The organism is Methylomonas koyamae (assembly GCF_019669905.1).
Lineage (GTDB): Bacteria > Pseudomonadota > Gammaproteobacteria > Methylococcales > Methylomonadaceae > Methylomonas > Methylomonas koyamae.
In genome coordinates, this window is record NZ_AP019777.1 from 3,989,840 (window position 1) to 4,010,671 (window position 20,832).

Annotated in this window: 9 protein-coding genes and 1 pseudogene; 5 read left to right on the forward strand and 5 right to left on the reverse strand. The window is 56.3% G+C overall.

The features are described 5' to 3' along the window. Position 1: 1 nt before the first annotated feature. On the reverse strand, positions 2 to 1,729 hold the full coding sequence (locus tag MKFW12EY_RS17915) for a type I secretion system permease/ATPase (protein WP_221053505.1): 1,728 nt from the start codon (positions 1,727 to 1,729) through the stop codon (positions 2 to 4). A gap of 339 nt (positions 1,730 to 2,068) precedes the next feature. Here MKFW12EY_RS17915 and MKFW12EY_RS23320 point away from each other — a divergent pair. Continuing rightward, a pseudogene (locus MKFW12EY_RS23320) lies at positions 2,069 to 2,218 on the forward strand (hypothetical protein); the annotation flags it as partial. A gap of 23 nt (positions 2,219 to 2,241) precedes the next feature. Here MKFW12EY_RS23320 and MKFW12EY_RS23205 read toward each other — a convergent pair. Next, positions 2,242 to 2,376: a hypothetical protein gene (locus tag MKFW12EY_RS23205; RefSeq protein WP_256360505.1), complete on the reverse strand. Its 135-nt coding sequence runs from the start codon at positions 2,374 to 2,376 to the stop codon at positions 2,242 to 2,244. Here MKFW12EY_RS23205 and MKFW12EY_RS17920 point away from each other — a divergent pair. The 3 genes from MKFW12EY_RS17920 to MKFW12EY_RS17930 all read left to right on the forward strand — a co-directional run bounded on the left by MKFW12EY_RS17920 (position 2,366) and on the right by MKFW12EY_RS17930 (position 16,998). After that, positions 2,366 to 10,006 (forward strand): beta strand repeat-containing protein, encoded by a 7,641-nt coding sequence (locus tag MKFW12EY_RS17920; RefSeq protein ID WP_245006526.1) that lies wholly within the window; start codon positions 2,366 to 2,368, stop codon positions 10,004 to 10,006. The two genes, MKFW12EY_RS23205 and MKFW12EY_RS17920, sit on opposite strands and share 11 nt — an antisense overlap. Positions 10,007 to 10,253: 247 nt before the next feature. Further along, positions 10,254 to 14,462, forward strand: coding sequence for an FkbM family methyltransferase (locus MKFW12EY_RS17925; RefSeq protein WP_221053507.1), 4,209 nt, complete (start codon positions 10,254 to 10,256; stop codon positions 14,460 to 14,462). A 16-nt stretch (positions 14,463 to 14,478) separates the two neighbouring features. Continuing rightward, the gene (locus tag MKFW12EY_RS17930; protein WP_221053508.1) at positions 14,479 to 16,998 is read left to right on the forward strand and encodes a tetratricopeptide repeat protein; all 2,520 of its coding nucleotides are present in this window, start codon (positions 14,479 to 14,481) and stop codon (positions 16,996 to 16,998) included. 49 nt (positions 16,999 to 17,047) lie between these two features. Here the strand turns inward: MKFW12EY_RS17930 and MKFW12EY_RS17935 are convergent, their stop codons facing one another. Beyond that, positions 17,048 to 17,710, reverse strand: coding sequence for a protein-L-isoaspartate(D-aspartate) O-methyltransferase (locus MKFW12EY_RS17935; protein WP_064022698.1), 663 nt, complete (start codon positions 17,708 to 17,710; stop codon positions 17,048 to 17,050). A gap of 2 nt (positions 17,711 to 17,712) precedes the next feature. Further along, positions 17,713 to 18,462, reverse strand: coding sequence for a 5'/3'-nucleotidase SurE (gene surE / locus MKFW12EY_RS17940; protein WP_064039575.1), 750 nt, complete (start codon positions 18,460 to 18,462; stop codon positions 17,713 to 17,715). Positions 18,463 to 18,526: 64 nt separating this feature from the next. On the opposite strand from surE, the gene MKFW12EY_RS17945 reads away from it, so the two are divergent. After that, positions 18,527 to 19,093, forward strand: coding sequence for a Smr/MutS family protein (locus MKFW12EY_RS17945; RefSeq protein ID WP_054759320.1), 567 nt, complete (start codon positions 18,527 to 18,529; stop codon positions 19,091 to 19,093). A gap of 443 nt (positions 19,094 to 19,536) precedes the next feature. Here MKFW12EY_RS17945 and MKFW12EY_RS17950 read toward each other — a convergent pair whose 3' ends face one another. Beyond that, the gene (locus MKFW12EY_RS17950) at positions 19,537 to 20,721 is read right to left on the reverse strand and encodes a DEAD/DEAH box helicase (RefSeq protein WP_054759318.1); all 1,185 of its coding nucleotides are present in this window, start codon (positions 20,719 to 20,721) and stop codon (positions 19,537 to 19,539) included. Positions 20,722 to 20,832 lie beyond the last annotated feature (111 nt).

Consider the following 20,832-nt stretch of genomic DNA (forward strand, 5'->3'; position numbering starts at 1 on the left):
ATTAGGCTCCGGCGTGGGCTTGTTCGGCCCGTTGTTGCTGCGCGGTTTGCAACGCGACCTTTTGCAAGTGGGCCACAACCTGGTCCTTTGGTCCGTACACCGACAGTTGGCCGTCGCTGAGCAACAGCAATTTGTCGACATTGTTCAAAACGTTGTTGCGGTGGGTGATGACGATCACAGTGACTTTGTTGGCTTTGAGGCGTTGAATGGTGCGGCCCAACGCGACTTCGCCCTGTTCGTCCAAGTTGGAGTTGGGTTCGTCCAACACCACGATGACCGGATTACCGTACAAAGCCCTAGCCAAACCGATGCGTTGGCGCTGGCCACCGGACAGATTGCCGCCATTGGCGCCGATCAGGGTGTTATAGCCGTCCGGCAAATGCAGCACCAGTTCGTGGACATCGGCCATCTTCGCCGCGGCGACGACTTTCTCCGGATCGACGTCGCCGAAGCGGGCGATGTTTTGGCTGATGCTGCCTTCGAACAATTCGATGTCTTGCGGTAGATAGCCGATATGCGGCCCGAGTTCGTCGCGGTTCCAATTGAAAATCTCGGCGCCGTCCAGCCGAATAGTGCCGCTGGAGGTTGGCCAGATACCGAGCAAGGCACGGGCGAAGGTCGATTTACCGGCACCGCTGGGGCCGATCACGCCGACCACGTCGCCTTTGGCGATAGCCATGCTGATGCCTTTGATGACTGGAGTTTTCGCGCCCGGCGGCGTCACCTGCGCTACCTCGAGTTGAAAGGCACCGACCGGATCCGGCAAGGTCATTTTCTTCGATTCGGCCGGCATCTGCACCAACAACTCGTTCAGCCGGTTATATTGGCCGCGGGCGTTGATAAAACCTTTCCAGGTGCCGATCACGATATCGATCGGCGCCAACGCCCGACCCAGCAAGATGGAACCGGCGATCATCAAACCGGAGGATATCTCGTTTTCGATGACCAGATAGGCGCCGAGCGCCAGTATCAACGATTGCGACGACAAGCGTACCAATTTGGAAACGGCATTGATCAGACCGGCGCGGGAACTGGCGATGGCCTGTAGCCGCAGCACCTTATGCACGCTGTTCAGCCAGCGGCTCTGGATGTTGGGCAACATGCCCATCGCATCCAGCACCTCGGCGTTTCTGAGGTTTTTACTGACCAGATTGCGGGCATTCATCGCCGTACCGTTGGCTTCGCTCAACATCCTGCTGGTGGTTTTTTCCTGCACGTAAGCGACGATGACTAGCAGAATTGCCGTGACGACGCCGGCCCAACCGTACCAGGGGTGGAACATAAACATCACTGCCAAATAGATCGGCAACCAGGGCGCATCGAAAAAGGCGAACAAACCGCTGCCGGTCATGAATTGGCGTAATGAGGTCAAGTCGTCGAGCGGTTGGATGCTGGCGCGTTGACCGTTCGAATACAAGGCCATTTTATAAGCCACTTTCAACAAGCGTTCGCTGAGCAGTACCTCAATGCGAGTACTGACTCTGACCAATATCTGCGAGCGCACCCATTCCAACACGCCCATCGTTACGAACAACACCATCAAAATCAACGTCAACAGCGACAGGGTCGTCAGGTTGCCGGTCGGCACCACCCGGTCGTAAACCTGCAGCATGTAGATGGTCGGCACCAGTTGTAATACGTTGATTACAAAACTAAAACCGGCAGCGGAGATAAACGCGCCCTTGCACAGCCTCAACGCTTCAACTAAATCGGATTGGGGGGTGTTCATATCCTTGGTTGCGGCTCAAAGTTCCCGAAAACAGCACAATTTTCACACACTCGCCAGCGCCCCACCAAATCCGTCGCATTTGCCGGACCGGTAAATTTCGATGCGCAGCTCAGTTTTGTGTCTACACTTCGTGACAATTGGCCAAACTGTGACAGGCGTCAAACAGGGCTGATATTTAATTAGCGTAGATGCTGCTATAACTCATCGCCAGTAAAAATCCATTAAAGTTTTTTTGCCCCTTACCGAAAAGCTAACACACAAGTAGGTACTCGGCCGTTGTTCTAAAGCACCGAACACAATTCCGCCGAATTTCAGAAATATTCATACAGGACCGCAATTATGGCTATCACTACCGATACAGACATTACCACTTTGACGCCAGCCCAGATTGCGGCTCTGACGACCACTGAAATTGCTGCTCTGACTACCGGCGCTACCGGTCAGATTGCGGCTTTACTAACAACCCAAATTCCGTCTCTAAGCGCGGCTCAAATAGCGGCGTTTACAGTCGATCAGATACCTTCATTCACGACCGAGGCAATTAACAAACTTTCTGCATCGCAGATCAGCAAATTCTCCTCCACGCAAGTCGGTGCGCTGGAAACTGCCGATTTTAGTGCGATCTCATCGGCCGCGATCGCCGGCATGACTACCGCCGTCCTCAGCGGCCTGACCACGACGCAGATTCAATTGCTGACGACCGGCACCAACGGCCAAGTCGCCGGCCTGAGTGTGGGCAGCGCTGGACAAATCGCAGCGTTGACAACTACGCAAGTTAAAGCGTTGACCTTCGACCAAGTCGCGTCGTTGACTTCCAATCAGGCCAAGTACCTCAGCGGCGCTCAAGTCGCCGCGCTGGATGATGCCGATTTCGGCGCGCTGAAGGATTCTGCGCTCAGCCAATTGACCACGTCCGCCATCTCGTCTATCACGACGACGCAGATTCAAAACCTGACATCCGCCCAATCCGACGGCTTGACCAATGCGCAAGTCGCACGCTTAAATTCTGCGCAAGTGGCGCAAATCTCGACCGATGCGCTGGCGAGTATCACCACCGCCGCGATCAAAGGCCTGACAGCGTCCGCCGTGGCGGGTTTGACCGACGCTCAGGTGGCGGCGCTGACCACCGGCAGCGCTGGTCAAGTTGCCAGTTTGACCACCTTGCAAGTTGCAGCACTGAAGTCAACTCAAATCGACGCCTTGACCTCCGCCCAAGCCGCGGCCTTGACTTCGGCTCAAGCTGCAGCGCTTAACTCGACTCAAATCAGTAATTTGTCGACCTCCGCCTTTGCCGCATTGGATTCCGATGCTATCCGTGGTTTGTCGACCGCCGCAGTTGCGGCATTATCCACCGCAACCGACGGCCAAATCGTGGCCTTGTCGACGCAGCAGGCCGCTGCATTCACTTCTGCCCAAATTGCGGCATTGTCTTCCAGCCAGTTTTCGGCCATGGAATCGACCGATCTAGTCGCGATTTCCAGCAGCGCGATCAAAGGCATGACCACCTCCGTGCTGACCTCGCTCAGCACTACGCAAATCCAGAAACTGACCACCGGCACCAACGGCCAAGTGGCCGGACTGACGACCGCGCAAATCGCGGCGATGACCAGCGACCAAATCGTGGCTTTCGGTTCGTCGCAAGCCGGTTCTTTGACCAGCGCTCAAGCCGCGGCATTGACCTCGACCCAAGTAGCCAATATGGAAACCGAGGATTTCGCCGCCTTGACCACCGGAGCCAACGGCGCCCTGGCCAAATTGACGACCAACGCAATCACGGCACTGACCACCGGCGCCAGCGGCCACATTAGAGCTTTGACTACCGGCCAAGCCGCCTCGTTGACTGCGGCCCAAGTCGGCAAATTTAACTCCGACCAATTGAGCGACATGGAAACGGCCGATTTCGCGGCGCTGAGTTCCAGCGCAATCGCCGGCATTTCCACCACCAACATCTCGTCGTTGACCACCAGCCAAATTGCCGCACTGTCCACGACGCAAGCACCGGCGTTGACGGCAGCCCAAATTTCCAAACTGTCGACCGGTCAAGTTCAAGCCATCGAAACCGCCGATTTTGCCGAATTGTCCAACTCTGCGGTAGCAGGCTTCACCACCGCACAAATCGCGGCGTTGACCACTGGCGCGACCGGCCAGATAGCTGCGCTGACAACCAATCAGGCCGCTTCGCTGACATCCGCCGAAATGGCCGCATTCAGCTCAGATCAAATCACCAGTTTCGAAACCGCCGATTTGGCGAAAATCAAAGTTGCCAGCATCAAAGGCCTGACGACCGACGCCTTGGCCGCATTGACTACCTCGCAAATTCAGGCACTGACCACCGGAGCAACCGGGCAAATCGCTGCGTTGACCACCGCCCAAATTCAGGCATTGACGCCGACACAAATCGAAGCTCTGACGACTGCACAAGCGGGTTCTTTAACATCCAGCCAAGTCGCAATCTTGAGCACAGCCCAGTTTGCGTCGATGGAAGCCACGGATTTTGCCGCGATCACGTCATTAGGCATCAAAGGCCTCTCAACCGCAATCGTAGCGAACCTGACTACCACGCAATTCGCCAGTCTGACCACCGGCACTAACGGCCAGATCGCGGCACTGACCACCGCTCAAATTGCCGTGTTGACTACCGGCACTAATGGCCAAATTGCCGCGCTTACCACCGATCAAGCCGCATCGTTGACATCGACTCAAGTCGCCAAATTCACCTCCGATCAATTTGCGTCGATGGAATCCGCGGATTTCGCAAAATTGTCTCCGGCCGGCGTCAAAGGCCTATCCACCGCAACGATCGCCGGTTTGACTACCGCCCAGATTGCCAGCATGTCCACCGGCGCGACCGGCTTGTTGGCCGGTTTGTCGACCTCTCAGATTGCGGCCTTGACATCGACGCAATTGGAAGCTCTGAGCTCCGATCAGGAAGCTTCTCTGACATCGGCTCAGGTGGCGGCACTTAGCACCGGCCAATTCAGCGTGTTGATCAGCGAAACCACGGATTCCGCGGATTTCGTCAACTTCTCGTCCATCGGTATTAGAGGCTTGTCGACCGGGGTCATTTCCAATCTGACCACCGACCAAATCCAATTGCTGACCACAGGCAGTGCCGGCCAGATTGCCGGCATGACCAGCCTGCAAGTCGCGGCCTTAACCACTGACCAGATTGTCGCGTTGACCACCTCGCAAGCAGCATCGTTCAGTTCCAGCCAACTGACCGGCCTGACTACGACCCAAGCCGCCAACCTCGAATCCGCCGATTTCCAAAAATTGAGCAGCAATGCGATTAAGGGCTTGAGTTCAAGCGTGATAGCCTCGTTGTCTACTACCCAGATCGCCGACCTGACCACAGACCAAGTTGCCGGTCTGACCACGACTCAAATTGCCGCGCTGACGACCAGCCAATTGCCAAAATTCAGTTCGGAGCAAGCGGCTGCTTTGACATCGACTCAACTCGCCAAAATGAGCTCGGCCCAAATAGCGATCATGGAATCGACCGATTTTACGGCCATATCCACGGCGGCCATCAAAGGTTTGGCAACTGCGGTCTTGCAAGCACTGGCTACTGACCAAATCGCGATTCTGACCACCGGCGCGACTGGTCAAGTTGCGGCTTTGACTTCTGCGCAAATTGCCGCCCTGACCACATCTCAGATAGCTAAATTCACCTCCGCGCAGGTCAATTCTTTAACTTCGGACCAAGTCACTAAATTCAGCGTCACTCAGTTGGCGAAGATCGAGACTTCCGATATTTCGGCACTGAAAACCGATGCCATCGCCGCTTTGACCAGCACCCAATTGCAAGGCCTGACTACGCAGCAAATTGCCGCGTTGACGACTACCCAAGCCGCAGCTTTAACCGCGGACCAGGCGTCGAAATTAACCGCGACCCAAGTCGCCAATATGCCGACACCGTCTTTCGCCGCACTGACCACCGGGGCCACCGGTGCTTTGGCCAAGCTGGCCACCGATGCGATAGCCGTTCTGAACGCGAATCAGATTCAAGCCCTGACTACAGCCCAAGCCGCATCGTTGACCTACACCCAGTTCAACAAGTTTACCTCTACCCAAATCGAAAACATGCAGGCGGTAGACTTTGCAGCGCTGACCACCAACGTCATCGCCAACATGTCGACAACGTCGCTGAAGGCTCTATCGACCGACAAGATTACCGAATTGTCGACGGTACAAATTGCCGCATTGACGCCGGACCAGATCGCGGCGTTGACCACTACCCAAATGCAGGCATTGACCGAAGGCACAGCCGGCCAAATCGCTAGCTTAAGCGCCGATCAGGTCCAGCAATTGAGTACGACACAGATCGCCGCTTTGAGAATTGCGCAAATCACGGCACTGGAAACCAACGATTTGGTAGCGATGAGCAAGGTTCAAATCGCGGCACTGACTACCGGCGCAACCGGGCAAATTGCCGCTCTAACGACAGCCCAAGTACAGAGCCTGACCACGAGCCAAGTCGAAGCGTTGACCTCCAGCCAAATCGCTTCGTTGAGCGATGCCCAAATTGCCGCACTGGATTCCGGCGACTTGGCTTATCTCGCTTCAACCGCGATCGGCGGCTTGTCGACCGACCAAATTTCGGCACTGACCAGCAACCAAATCGCCGGTTTGACCACCTCGCAAATCAAGGCGCTGACCTCCGACCAGTTGCAGACGTTGTCGGTCGGCACCGCGGGCCAAATCGCCGCGCTGACCACCGAGCAGATTCAAAAACTGACAACCACTCAGATTTCTCAATTGCTGCCCGATCAGATCGCTGCGATCGAAACCGCCGATTTGCAAAAGCTGACGGTAGACCAAATCAAGGCCCTGACAACCGGAACTGCCGGCCAAATCGCGGCATTGACCAGCACCCAAGTGCAAAAACTGACTACAACCCAGGCCGGAGCTCTAACCTCGGCGCAAATGGCATCGTTGCGCGCCGACCAGGTCGCCGCAATGGAAACCGAGGATTTGGCACAAGTGACAACCGATGCGATTAAAGGCTTGTCGACTTCGGCTATTCAAGCTTTGACTACCGCAACCAACGGCCAAATTGCCGCTTTAACTACCAGGCAATTGACCGAGCTGACCAGTAGCCAGCTCACTTCGTTGACTGCCGGTGCCAGTGGTCAGATTGCCGCACTGACCTCAACCCAAGTGTTGAATCTGCAAGCCAGCCAGATTGCGTCGCTGACTACCGACCAAATCCAGGCATTGGAAACGACGGATATAGCGGCGCTGAAAGCGGCTCAGATTCAAGCCTTGACCACTGGCGCAACCGGCCAAGTTGCCGCTTTGAGCTCCACTCAAGTTGCCGCATTGACCTCCGATCAAGCGGCAAAATTGAGCGGTGCACAAGTGGCTTCTTTGACACCGGGCCAGGTAGCCGGCTTGGAAACCGCGGATTTGAGTGCGGTTACCACCACCGCAATTCAAAGCCTGACCACCGACGCGCTGCAGGCTCTGAGCACCGGCACCAACGGCCAAATCGCCTCGTTGACCACAAACCAAGTTGCAGCCTTGACCACAACGCAACTGACGGCTTTGACCGTGGAAGCCGATGGTCAAATCGCCTCTTTGACGACCGATCAAGTAGCCAATTTGACCACCACCCAAGTGAGCAAATTAACTACCAAGCAAATCCAAGCCTTGGAAACTGCCGACATAGCAGCCTTGAAGACTCCGCAAATCCAGGCGTTGACCACCGCTCAAGTCGCCGCTTTGACGTCATCGCAAGTGACGGCGCTGACTTCCGACCAAGCGGCGAATTTGAGCGGTAGCCAAGTTGCCGCTCTAACCCCGGGTCAAATAGCCGGATTGGAAACCGCCGATTTGCGGGCGATTTCCGCAACGGCGCTGCAAAGCCTGACTACCGATAGCTTGCAAGCGCTGACCACGGCAACCAACGGCCAGATCGCAGCGCTGACGACGGCACAAGTTGCGGCACTGACGACAACGCAAATTCAGGCATTGACTCTGGGAGCCGGCGGCCAAGTTGCCGCTCTGACCACCGAACAAGCGGTGGCATTAACCAGTGACCAATTGCAAAAACTAACCACTAACCAGATTCAAGCGCTGGAAACGGCAGACTTGGCGGCATTGAAAACCACGCAAATCGAGGCGTTCACATCTACCCAAATCTCGGCGTTGACGACTTCGCAAGTGGAAAAACTGACCAGCAGCCAAGTGCAAGCGCTTAGCTCGACCCAGTTGGGGGCGCTGAGTGCCGACCAAATCGTGAAAATGGAAACCGCCGACTTGCGAGCGGTTACCACCGACGCGATCAAAGGGTTGTCGATTTTGGCTCTGCAAGCCTTGACCACGGCAACCAACGGCCAAATCGCGGCGTTGACGACCGACCAATTGCGGGCTTTGACTTCCAACCAATTGCAAGCTTTGACGCTGGGAACGGACGGCCAGATTGCAACGTTGTCTTCGGCCCAGTTCGCGGCACTGTCGGCAACGCAAATAGCACAACTGACCACGCGGCAAATCGAAGCGATCCAAACCGCCGACCTGCAAAAACTGTCGCTCACGCAAATCAGTGGATTGACGACAGACCAAATGGGGGCGCTAACCACAGACCAAGTCGTGGCCTTGGATACCTTGCAAGTTTCGGCGCTGACATCGACCCAAGTGTCGGCACTGTCGAATGCGCAAGTCGCCAAAATCGAAGCCGGCGACATGGCTTTCGTCAACGTGGCGGGCTTATTGGCTACCGGCGGCTTGACCGCACTGACTTCATCGCAAATTCAGGCTTTGAATACAACCCAGTTGGCCGCGCTATCCACTACCCAGATTGCGGCCTTGTCTGCCGGCGCCGGCGGCCAAATTGCATCGCTAACCACGTCGCAAATCAGCCAGTTGAGTACCACTCAAGTCGGTGCGTTGACCTCGGACCAAATTGCTTCGATCGAAGTCGCCGATTTGCAAAAAATGACGACGACCCAAATTGCGGCGATTTCCACCAACGTGATCGATAAGTTAACAACTGCGCAAATCGACGCTTTGACAACCACCCAAGTGGAAGCGTTAACCACAGTCCAACTGCCAAAACTGACGGCAACTCAATTGAACGCGTTGTCGACTTCGGATATCCAGGCGTTGACCGAAGCGCAGTTTGCGGTACTGACCACCAGCCAGCTCGATGCGTTGACTTCGACCCAAGTCGGTGCGATCACCGCCAACCAGCTCGATTTCCTGACCGGCGCCCAGGTCACCAGACTGGCAACGCTGGGTTACAGCACGGTAGACACAGTTGGCATCGAAACTACTTCGACGGTAACAGGCACTACGGTGGCAGACGTGATTGTCGGCGGCGACGGCGCTCAAACTATCGACGGCGGAACCGGTGCGGATGACCTGTCCGGCGGCGCAGGCAACGATACCTTTGTGTTCGATACCGGCGACGTCAGTTTCGGCGAAACCATAAACGGAGGTACCGACTGGGATATCCTGAAAGTCGTTACCAGCACCGATTTTGCCGGAGCCGGTAACTCTGGCATCACCAATGTTGAAGAGTTGATTATTACCTCCACCCAAACTGCAACTTTCACCGGCGCGCAATTGACCGGCTCGACATTACTGGTGAACGCTACAGGGGCTGCTGCAGCAACCTTGCAAGTCAACGTCGTCGGTGGTACGGCGGTCAGCTTAGCGGGCCTGACCTTTGACGCATTCGGTTCAGGCGACGCTTTCGATACAGGTGTCGACAAAGTGCTTATTACTGGAGATTCCGACGCCAACACCATCACAGGCACTAGTTTGGCTGACGAAATAACGGGGGGTGCGGGTGCAGACACGATGACGGGAGGTGGCGGTGCAGATACCTTCGTATTTGCGGCTGGTGACAGTGGCAACGTGCAGAGCGGCAGTTTCGACACAATAAACGGCTTTATTCTGGCCGATGGTACTGACCCGGATACTCTTGAGTTGGGTAACCCAACTATTACTGCCGATGCCGCTGGTATAGATATAAAAGATAAACTTAGCGGTGTTGCTCCCAGTAAAGATATAACGGCTACTACCTTGAATGGCATCATTACTTTGGGTGGCGCTGATGCTGGAGACATTAGTACTTTGCCTCAATGGGTTGAAGTTGCGAGAGCAATGACGACAGTAGATGGCGCAGTTAGCGCGTTTAAATTGGGTTCAGATACTTATGTGTTCCAAGAAAACACCGGCGGCGATTTGTTGATCAAATTGACCGGTATCTCCACGGCAGACGCTTTGGCAACCTCCGGTACCGGAGCAAACGACATCCTGATCGGATAAGCTCTAGCCGTAAGCCCAAAAGCCGTCCCCTGCGCGAGCGGGGACGGCTTTTTTATTGCCGTTATTCGGCGGGCCTTAATGCCTGGCAAATAAAAACACTGCCGGCAGTCTATAATTTCCAGAATACGGCCGCCGTGGCAACTCAGCAGTTTTGCATGCACAGCGGCAGCCCCGAGCCGCCGGAACCGAATTTTTATTGCCTACGATTCCCGAAACTCGCAACCACAACGCAAAACAAGGTAGATACATGGAGAAAACCCCTTTTTGGCCGATCGATATCGAGAACGGCGTTAGCGTATGCGCGGCCAGCGACATCAATTTGATGACCCCCTACGTGTTGCTGGAACAGGAGGATTGGTTCGAAGACGAAATGGATTTTATCCGGAGCTACATCGAGCCGGGCATGAACAGTCTGGATATCGGCGCCAATCATGGGGTATATGCACTAAGCATCGCTAAACTGCTCGACAGCGGCAGGGTCTGGGCGTTCGAACCGACCTCGGCGCCGGGAACAATGTTGCAGCGCAGCATCGAGCTGAACGCCTTTTCCGGTAAAGTCAACCTGCTGCGTTTCGGCTTATCCGATACCACCCGGCAAGCGGAAATCAGCGTATCGGCCAACAGCGAACTTAACTCGTTGAGCGGCAGCGGCCAAAATAAGGAGACCATCCAGTTACGCACCCTGGACGACAGCTTGGCCGAATATGCTCCAGGCGTAACGGTCGATTTCGTCAAAATGGACGCCGAAGGCGAAGAGGTTAATGTGCTGAAAGGCGGCCAACGCTTTTTCAGCGAACAGTCGCCGCTATTGATGTTCGAGTTAATGCACGGCAGCCAAATCAATCACGGCCTGATCGACGCCGTCCGCCAATTCGGTTTCGGCATTTACCGCTTGATCGCCGAGCCCAACGTCTTGGTCGAGTTCGATGCCGCTCAACATAGCGAGACCTTAAACCTGTTCGCCTGCAAACCGGATCGGGCGGAAATATTGCGCCAACGCGGTTTGTTACTGGAAGCTATCCCGCAATCCGCCGTAACGTTAGACAACTTCGACGTCGACGCTTTTTTTGCCGGTTGCGATTACTCCCGCTATTGCCTGCCGCTCGACAGCGGCGAATTGGCGCCGGATTTTCGGCAACTACTGATGCTTTGCGCCGCCTACGAATGGGGCAACCGCACTGCGGGCGAAAAGTTGAACTTGCTGCAGCAAGCCAGAATTTTAGCCGAGCCGCACAACACGCTGAACATAGCGGCCGAGTCGGAAAAGACGCCCTGGCTGGTCATGCTGGTTTACGTTTACTACAAATTGGGCATGCGTGCTGCCGCCTTGTCGACCGCAGCCACATTGTTGTTAAACATCAACGTGTTGACCGACTTCCACCACCCGTTTCTGCCGCCGCTGAGCCGGGACTTGAAACGCCCGGTCGTCGGGTCGGTCGGCGAATGGTTGAAATGCCTGCTGATCGAGTTCTACGAGACCAAGCGCAGTTTTTCTTCCTATTTTTTGGCCGATCCGCTGAGCGTGCTGGATTTGATCCAAAACAGCCCGAACTTATCGGTCGGCATCGCCCGCCGCTATGCGCTGGCCAGCTTGCGTCGGCAAAAACCGATTCCCGAGCATATCAAGCAACTGATCGTCCAAAACAATCGCAACAACATAAGCATTTGGCGGGGCCTGTTAAACCTGCCGCAGGCTTTCAACCTGCTCGACGCCTTATTAAGAACCGAAGCTCAGCCGTTGCGAGTCAATATCGTCGATATCGGCGCCAGTTCTCACGGCCAATTGACCGAACCTTACGCACCGTTGATGCAAGCCGATTTGGCGACCGTGGTCGGATTCGAGCCCGATCCGGAGGCGCACGCCAAGTTATGCGAGATTTACGCCGGTAACGCATCCTACCGCTACCTGCCCTATTTCGTCGGCAAGGGCGGTCCGGCGACTTACTACGAGACCAACTGGTTCATGACCGGCTCGTTGTACAAACCGAATAAACCGTTATTGGACGCGTTTTTCCAACTGGGCGACGTGGTGCAGTTGGTTGCCGAACACCCGGTCGAAACGGTCAGCCTGGACCAACTCAGCGACTTGGGCAACGTCGATATGGTCAAAATCGACGTCCAAGGCGGCGAGCTCGACGTGTTCAAAGGCGGCGCCAAAGCGCTCGCCGATACCTTGGTGATTTGGACCGAAGTCGAATTCGTCGAGCTATACGAAGGCCAGCCGTTGTTTGCCGAAGTCGAACAATTCCTGCGCTCGCAAGGTTTTATGTTCCACTGCTTCACCGGCATCGTACCGCGCAGTTTCAAACCGCTGGTTCTGAAAGACAACCCCTACGCCGGCATCAAGCAGGCGATCTGGTCCGACGCAGTGTTCGTGCGAGACTTTCGAAAACTGGACCGGCTCAGCAACCTGCAATTGCGCAAACTTGCGGCGATATTGGACAGCGTGGTGCAGTCGCCCGATTTTTGCCTGCTGGTACTGAAAGAACTGGACCGCAGAGAAGGCTCGCAGTTGGCTGAGCTATACACCAACAACCTACCCAGCCATTTTGCGCTGACGACGCCGACCGCCACGCTGCTTAGCGCCAACGATGCCACCGTCGTCCAGCAGAAAACCATGAAAGCGTTGGAGTTGCAAAACAGCAATGACGCCCCCGGAGCCAAGCAATTGTTTTTGGAAGTGTTGCAACTGCAACCGCAAAACTTCCCGGCGCTGTACTCGCTGGCGGTGCTTGCGTCGCAAGCCGACGAACAACAGGAGGCGTTGGACTGGATCGGCAAAGCCATCGCCAGCGACACCGGCCGCAGTTATGCGCCGGCGCATTTCGTGCAAGCCGTGGTACTGCAATCTCTGGGACGTTTCGACGAATCGTTGGCGGCCTACCAACAGGCGATTGCGCTGGATCCGGCCTACGAAAGCGCAATGATCAACCGCAGCAACCTGTACTACGAGATCAAACAACACGTCAAAGCGATCGAAAGCTTTAACGAAGCTCTAAAAGTCAATCCTAAGTCGGATAAGGCGCTGGCCGGTTTGGGAATTATCCTGACCGAAATGAACCGCTACGAAGACGCGATTCCGCTGTTCGAGCAACTGTTGGCGGCCAATCCGGAATTCGATTACGGCCGAGGTTTGCTGTTTCACGCCGAACAACATTGCTGCGACTGGCGCCGGTTCGAGGAAAGCCGCGATATTATCGAAACCGGCGTCCGCGCCGGGCGCAAGGTCTGCAAAACGCTGCCGTTCATGTCCTTGTCCAACTCGCCGGAAGATTTGCTGCAATGCGTCAAGATTTTCGCAGAGCATTTGTTTCCGCCGAAAAACAAGGCGTTATGGAACGGCGAGCGCTACCGGCACGATAAAATCCGTCTGGCCTACGTGTCGCCGGATTTTCGCGAGCATCCGGTCGGGCATTTGATGGCCGGCATCATCGAGCACCACGACCAATCCAAATTCGAGACCATTGCCATTTCGCTCGGTTTGGACGACAAAGGCGCATTGCGGCAACGCTTCGAAAACGCATTCGGCCGATTTATCGACGTGCGCGGCAAAAAATCCTGGGAAATCGCGGAATTGATCCGTAGCCTGGAAGTGGACGTGCTGATCGATTTGGCCGGCTATACCGCCGACTCCCGCACCGATATTTTCAGTTACCGGCCGGCCCCGATCCACGTCAATTTCCTGGGCTACCCCGGCTCGTTGGGTCTGGATTATATGGACTATATCCTGGCCGACCGCGTCGTCATCCCGGAAGGCCATCAAAAATATTACAGCGAGAAAGTCGCCTATCTGCCCAACGCTTATCTGCCGACCGACTCGAATCTGAAAATTGCCGAACGTACGCCAACCCGCGCCGAAATGGGCTTACCGGAAACCGGCGTCATCTTTTGCTCGTTCAACCACGATTACAAAATCAATCCGCCGATGTTCGACATCTGGATGCGTCTGCTCGGGCAAGTACCCGGCAGCGTGTTGTGGCTGATGAAATTGAACGAACCCGCGCAACGTAATTTGCGCCGGGAAGCGGAACAACGCGGTATCGACCCGAACCGGCTGGTGTTCGCCACTCGCGTCCCGGCGGTGGAAGACCATCTGGCCCGCTATCGGCTGGCCGACATGTTTCTGGATACCACGCCTTACAACGCGCACACCACCGCCAGCGACGCGTTGCGGGTGGGACTGCCGGTGGTAACTTACCTGGGCAATACCTTTTCCGGCCGCGTCGCGGCGAGTTTGTTGCATGCAATCGGTTTGCCCGAATTGATCGCACACTCGCTGCAAGAGTACGAGACTTTGGCATTGAAACTGGCCAACGACAGCGCTTATCTGGCCGACATCAAAACCAAACTGCTCGAGAATCAAAAATCCTATCCCTTGTTCGACACCGAATTGTTCTGCCGCAATCTGGAACAGACGTTGTGCGAGATCGTTGCAAATCCGCGCGGACCGGTGTAACCAACGCGTAACGGCGATGCCCGACGACAAACTGCAGCAGACGCTGCGAGACGCCATTGCCCGGCACCAAGCCGGGCAACTGGCCCAGGCGCAAGGGCTGTACCTTCAGGTATTGCAGCTAGAGCCCGAGCATGCCGACACGCACCACAACATGGGGATTCTGGCATTACAGGTAGGCCAATTCGACGTTGCGCTGAACCACCTCGAACGCGCCATGGCGGCCAATCCGGCACAGCCCAAGTTCCGGCTGAGTTATCTGCAGGCGCTGGTTCAGGCCGGGCGTTATCCGCAAGCGCGCGAAGCGTTACAGGACGCCAAACAACGTTATGGCAGTCAGGGGCCGGATATCGCGGCTTTGGAACAGGTTCTGGCCGCCCCGGCCGCGGCGGATCTGCAATTGTTGTATGCAAACTTCCAGCAAGGCCGTTATGCCGAGGGCGAACAACTCGCTCGCCGCTTACTCGCCCTGTTTCCCGAGTCGGGGATCGTTTGGAAAACCTTGGGCTTATTCTTGCTGCAACAGCAGTTTTTCCCGGACGCGCTGCAGACCCTGGCCCGCGCCGCCGATTTGCTACCCGACGACACCGAGGCCCATTTGAATTACGCGTCGGCTTTGCACGGCCAAGGCCGCTTTGCCGAAGCCATCGACGCCTACCGCCGTAGCTTGCAACTCGAGCCGGACAACGCAGCCGCGTATGCCAATCTGGGCAGCCTGCTCTACAATTTGGGCCGCTACCGCGAAGCCGAAACCTGTTTTGCCCGGCTGACGGACTTAAATCCCGCCGCAATCGAAGCCTGGCTGCGGCTTGGCCTCAGCCAACAAGCGCAAAACCAACTCGCCGCCGCCGAGCAGGTTTTCCGCAAAGCACTGGCGCTAGCGCCGCTCCAAGCCGAAACCCATTACCAGCTAGCGTTGGTGCTGAAACGCCAAGCCAAAACAGCCGAGGCTCTGGCTACATGCCGGCAAGCGCTGGAACTGAACCCGAATTATGCAGAAGCGTTTTGTCTGTTGGGTTCGCTGTATTACGAAGCCGGCGATTTGGTACAGGCCGAAATCCAGTTCCGCAACGCTTTGGCCAGGCAAACCGATTATCCGGAAGCGCTGAACAATCTCGGCACCACCTTACAAATGCAGCGGCGCTTGGCCGAAGCGGAAACCGCCTACCGCCAAGCGTTCGCACTGAATCCGGCTTATATCGACGCCGTAACCAATCTTGGCATCAATTTACAAAGCCAGGGCCGTATCGCCGAAGCCGAAGCCTGCTGGCGCAATAGTCTGGCTCTGAATCCGGACCAAATCGCTACGCAAAGCGGCCTGTTGTTTCATTTGAACTACAACGCACATGACCGGAATTGCAATTACCGGGAGGAAGCGCGGAAATTCGCGGCCATGGCCGAACGGGCGGCGCGGCCGTTTAGCGATTGGCTGTGTGAGGAAACACCGGAGCGGTTACGGATCGGCCTGGTGTCCGGGGATTTACGCGACCATCCGGTCGGACATTTTTTGTTAGCGTTGTTGCGCAACAGCGAGCCGCAGCGGGTGGAATTCATCGCCTACGCGACCCAGCCCGGCTTGGACCATTATTCGCTGCGCTTGCAACCCTATCTGAGCGAATGGAAAAACATCGGCGGCTTGACCGACGCAACCGCTGCCGAGCTGATTCGCCGCGACGCGGTGCATGTCCTGATCGATCTGGCCGGGCATAGCGCCCACAATCGATTGCCCTTATTCGCCTGGAAGCCGGCGCCGGTCCAGATCAGTTGGCTCGGATATTTGGCTTCGACCGGCCTCCCGGCCATGGATTACGTACTCAGCGACCCTTACTCGATCCTGGCCGAAGACGAAAAGCTCTTCACCGAGGCGGTCTGGCGTCTGCCGCAGACTTGTTTATGTTTTACGCCGCCGCAACAGGCTGTCGAGGTCGAACCTTTGCCGGCGCAGCAAAACCGTTATATCACCTTCGGCAGTTTCAACAATCTGACCAAAATCAGCGACGACACGGTGGCGCTCTGGGCTCAAATATTGCGCAAGCTCCCCGATGCCAAACTGTTCCTGAAAGCCAGCCAGTTGAGCGAGGCGTCGGTACGGGAGCGAACCGTCGCTCGCTTTGCCGGCCACGGTATCGACGGAGACAGGTTGGTGTTAAGCCCGCCGTTTAGCGATCGGGCGCAACATTTGGCGGCTTACCGGTCAATTGATATTGCGTTGGATACGTTCCCCTATCCTGGCGTAACGACCAGCGTGGAAGCGTTATGGATGGGGGTTCCGGTGTTAACCCTACGCGGCAACGGCCTACTGGCGCGCGCCGGAGAATCGATCGCCACCAATGCCGGACTGGCTGACTGGATTGCGGCAGACCAGCCGGACTACCTGGGGAAAGCCTTGGATTTTGCCGCCGATCCGGGCCGGCTTTGCCGGTTACGCGCGGAGCTACGGGAACGGCTGGAGCATTCGCCGCTGTTCGCCGGCCGGCAATTTGCCGAGCATTTTGCGCAAGCCATGCGGTCGATGTGGAACGCCAGGACCAATCGCTAATCTTACCGCTCCGCTACGGCGGCCATTTGAGAATCGGAAACAGCCGAAACTAACGGCTGACGCCGGACAAGAACGGCACGAAGCTCACCCGTTCGATGACTTCGTCTTCGAAACCGTGTTCGGTACGCGTGATCCGGTGCAACTCCTGCATGCCTTCCAGGCCGACCGGGATGACCATGACGCCGCCGACGGCAAGCTGCTCCAATAATGCCGACGGAATTTCCGGCGGCGCCGCAGCGGCCAAAATACCGTCGAACGGGGCATGCTCCGGCCAGCCCCAACCGCCGTCGCTATGCTTGAAACCGACCGTTTTTATGCCCAACTCCCACAACGTATCTCTGGCTTTTTTCATCAACGGCGCAATCCGCTCGACCGAATAGAGCTGGCCGACCAATTTGGCCAGAATCGCGGTCTGGTAACCGCAACCGGTGCCGATTTCCAACACGTTATGCCGCGGGCCGTATTCCAGCAACAATTCGGTCATTTTGGCAACGATATAGGGCTGGGATATGGTTTGGTTATGGCCGATCGGCAGCGCCGTATCTTCGTAAGCCCGACTCTCCAGCGCCTCGTCGACAAAGATGTGCCGCGGCGTTTCCGCCATCGCCGCCAACACGCTGCCGTTAGTGATACCCTGCTGCCGCAGCCGGGCAATCATGCGCTCGCGCGTGCGCCGCGAAGTCATGCCGATGCCTTGTAGACGCCGACTCATACCTATGCCTCCAATGCCAACCATTCGCTCAGGCCTGCCAAACGCTCATAACGGGTCAAATCCAATTGTAGCGGCGTTACCGATACAAAACCGTTCCGGATCGCATCGAAGTCGGTGCCCGGACCGGCATCCTGCTCGCTCCCCGGCGGGCCCACCCAGTAAATGGTATGCCCGCGCGGATCGCTGGCGCGAACCACCGCTTCGGCTTTATGCCGTTGGCCCAGGCGCGTGGCTTGATACCCCTTCAATTGCTGTAACGGTACATCGGGTACGTTTACATTCAACAAGGTGTCCTCCGGCAGCGGGTGGGCCAGAATCTTCTGCATCAGCTCGACGGCAACCTGGGCGGCAGTTTCGAAATGTTTAGGATCGGCCGACGCCAGCGAAATGGCGACCGCCGGCAAACCCAAAAAACGGCCCTCGGTTGCGGCCGCGACCGTTCCGGAATATAGAACGTCGTCGCCCAAGTTAGCGCCGTGGTTGATACCGGCAAACACCATGTCGGGCTCGGATTTCAACAAGCCGGTGATCGCCAGGTGAACGCAGTCGGTCGGCGTGCCGTCCACACGCACGAAGCCGTTATCGCAGGCCGTAGCCCGTAACGGCATATCCAACGTCAACGAATTGCTTGCGGCGCTGCGGTTTTTATCCGGCGCGACGACCGAAATCTCGGCGTAATGGCTCAACGCTTGCGCCAGCGTGTTAATCCCTTGCGCCAAATAGCCGTCGTCGTTACTGATCAGAATGTGCATACTGCATTAAAACGCATTAAAATTGCCGCATCTTAGCAAAAAAACCGCAAAACCAGCAGCTTACGTGACAAAAAAAACCACTTCTCCGGACGACTCCGCGCTGTTCAGAAACACGGTAGGCCAAGTCAAAGCTATCGATACCAATACCGTCAATCTGCAGCCGGCCGGTAAGCCACGCCCATTTCCGAAAAGCAAACCGCTGGAACAAGTAGACCCGTTGCGAAACGATATTGCCGGCGAATTGGACACCTTGTTCCAGGAGGACCGTATAGCGTTTATGGCGCCCGGCCTGCAAAAAAGCGTGTTAAAGAAACTGCGCAAGGGACAGTACGGCCTGGATGTGGAAATCGACCTGCACGGCCTGACCAGTCGCGCCGCCAAACAACGGCTGCTGAACTTTCTACACGATTGCGTCGAAAACGGCATCAGGTGTGCCCATATCATTCACGGCAAAGGCTATAACTCGCCCGACAACCAACCGGTTTTAAAGAACGATATCAATTTATGGCTGCGGCAACACCAGGATGTGCTGGCTTTCTGCTCGGCACCACCGAAATCCGGCGGCTCAGGAGCGGTATTCGTATTGCTCAGGCTTTCCGACAAATTTGGTTTTTCCGATTCCGACCTTTGAACGCGGCCGGGGATTGAACGGTAGCGTGTATTCGCTGCCCAAGCGGATTGCGAAGCGCGATATGGATATGATGAAGTGCGTTGGTCAACTAACTTGTTGGAGCGTCCGTTCGCTTGTGAACTTGACTATGGCCGCTAACCAGTTACGGGATGGGCGGGATTTGCAAGGAATCCGCAACACAGCAAGCCTTGATGAAGAAATAGGCATTCGGACCGCCACGTTGCGTAGCGGGAAAACGTCGGACCGCCGAGGCCAACAACTGCGCCGGCGTCCAAGCGGTACAACGAATCCCTATCCAGCTTTCCAGCGAGGTGCGCGACTGTTGCCAGAGCTTACCCCCGGCAAGTTAGATCGTAAAACAAGAGCTCGATCCCCAGCGGCGGGGAGATACGGTTCGACAATCGCCATCGCCGATAATGCCGTTTCGGTGGTAAACGGCCAGCTTATTTTCTTGCGGAACCGGATCGATTAGGCTTCGCTTCTGAGCTATTTGCGGGGACGATACCGGTAATTGCGCCGAAGGCGATTTTACTGCCGATCAGCTTTTCGACTTGGCGCAAAGCTTGGTTTTCTTCTGCGGAGACCAGCGATACCGCGAGTCCGCTCAAACCCGCTCTACCGGTGCGGCCGATGCGGTGCACGTAGTCGGCGGAAGAACGCGGCAACTCGAAGTTGACCACATGCGGCAGTTTGGCGATGTCGATGCCGCGAGCGGCGACATCGGTCGCGACCAACACCCGAATGCCGCCGGTTTTGAAGTCGGCCAGGGCACTGGTGCGGGCGCCCTGGCTTTTATTGCCGTGGATCGCCTTGGCGCTGATTTGCGCGGCATTCAGTTTGTCGGTCAAGCGGTTGGCATTGTGTTTGGTGCTGGTAAAAACCAAAACTTGGCGCCAGTCGTTGCTTTTAATCAAGTGCGCCAATACTCCGGCTTTAGCCGGCTTCTCTACGGCATAGGCGATTTGTTCGATGCTGTCGGCCGCTGAGTTTTCGGCGGCGATTTCGACTTGGGCCGGATTGCGCAATAGCGTTTGCGCCAATCGGCGAATGTCGCCGGAAAAGGTGGCCGAGAACAGCAGGTTCTGCCGGGTTTTAGGCAGCATGGCCAAAATCTTATTGATGTCGCGGATAAACCCCATGTCCAGCATGCGGTCCGCTTCATCCAGCACCAGCATCTCGACCTGATTCAGCTTGACAGCGTTCTGGGCGACCAGATCGAGCAAGCGGCCAGGCGTCGCGGTCAGAATGTCGACGCCGCCGCGCAAACGCTGCATTTGCGGATTGATTTTGACACCGCCGAAAACGACGTCCGATTTCAGCCGTGGCTGCAGATGGACGCCGTACTTGGCAACCGATTCGGCCACTTGCGCCGCCAACTCGCGAGTCGGCGTTAATATCAGCGCCCTGACCGGCCGACCTCGACCGTTAGCGGAGGGGGCCAGACGTTGCAAAATCGGTAAGGTAAAGCCGGCGGTTTTGCCGGTGCCGGTCTGGGCGGCGGCAAGCATGTCGCGGCCGGACAGCACCAGCGGAATCGCTTGTTGTTGAATCGGTGTCGGCGCGCTATATCCGGCTTCGCGGACAGCGCGTATTAAAGGTTCGGCCAAGCCGAGCTTAGAAAATGGCATGAAAAATTCTCGATATGCGGGAGCGAAATCCCGTTAATAAGTGGATTTTGTCTAACCGGAGAAACCGATTAGCGAAAAGCGTAAGACACCGATGCATCGGTGCCTGTTTGA

Coding starts and splice junctions, on each gene's coding strand:
- MKFW12EY_RS17915 (WP_221053505.1), bottom strand. CDS start 1,729: ATGAACACCCCCCAATCCGATTTAGTTGAAGCGTTGAGGCTGTGCAAG.
- MKFW12EY_RS23205 (WP_256360505.1), bottom strand. CDS start 2,376: ATGCCGGCGATCGCGGCCGATGAGATCGCACTAAAATCGGCAGTTTCC.
- MKFW12EY_RS17925 (WP_221053507.1), top strand. CDS start 10,254: ATGGAGAAAACCCCTTTTTGGCCGATCGATATCGAGAACGGCGTTAGC.
- MKFW12EY_RS17930 (WP_221053508.1), top strand. CDS start 14,479: ATGCCCGACGACAAACTGCAGCAGACGCTGCGAGACGCCATTGCCCGG.
- MKFW12EY_RS17935 (WP_064022698.1), bottom strand. CDS start 17,710: ATGAGTCGGCGTCTACAAGGCATCGGCATGACTTCGCGGCGCACGCGC.
- surE (WP_064039575.1), bottom strand. CDS start 18,462: ATGCACATTCTGATCAGTAACGACGACGGCTATTTGGCGCAAGGGATT.
- MKFW12EY_RS17950 (WP_054759318.1), bottom strand. CDS start 20,721: ATGCCATTTTCTAAGCTCGGCTTGGCCGAACCTTTAATACGCGCTGTC.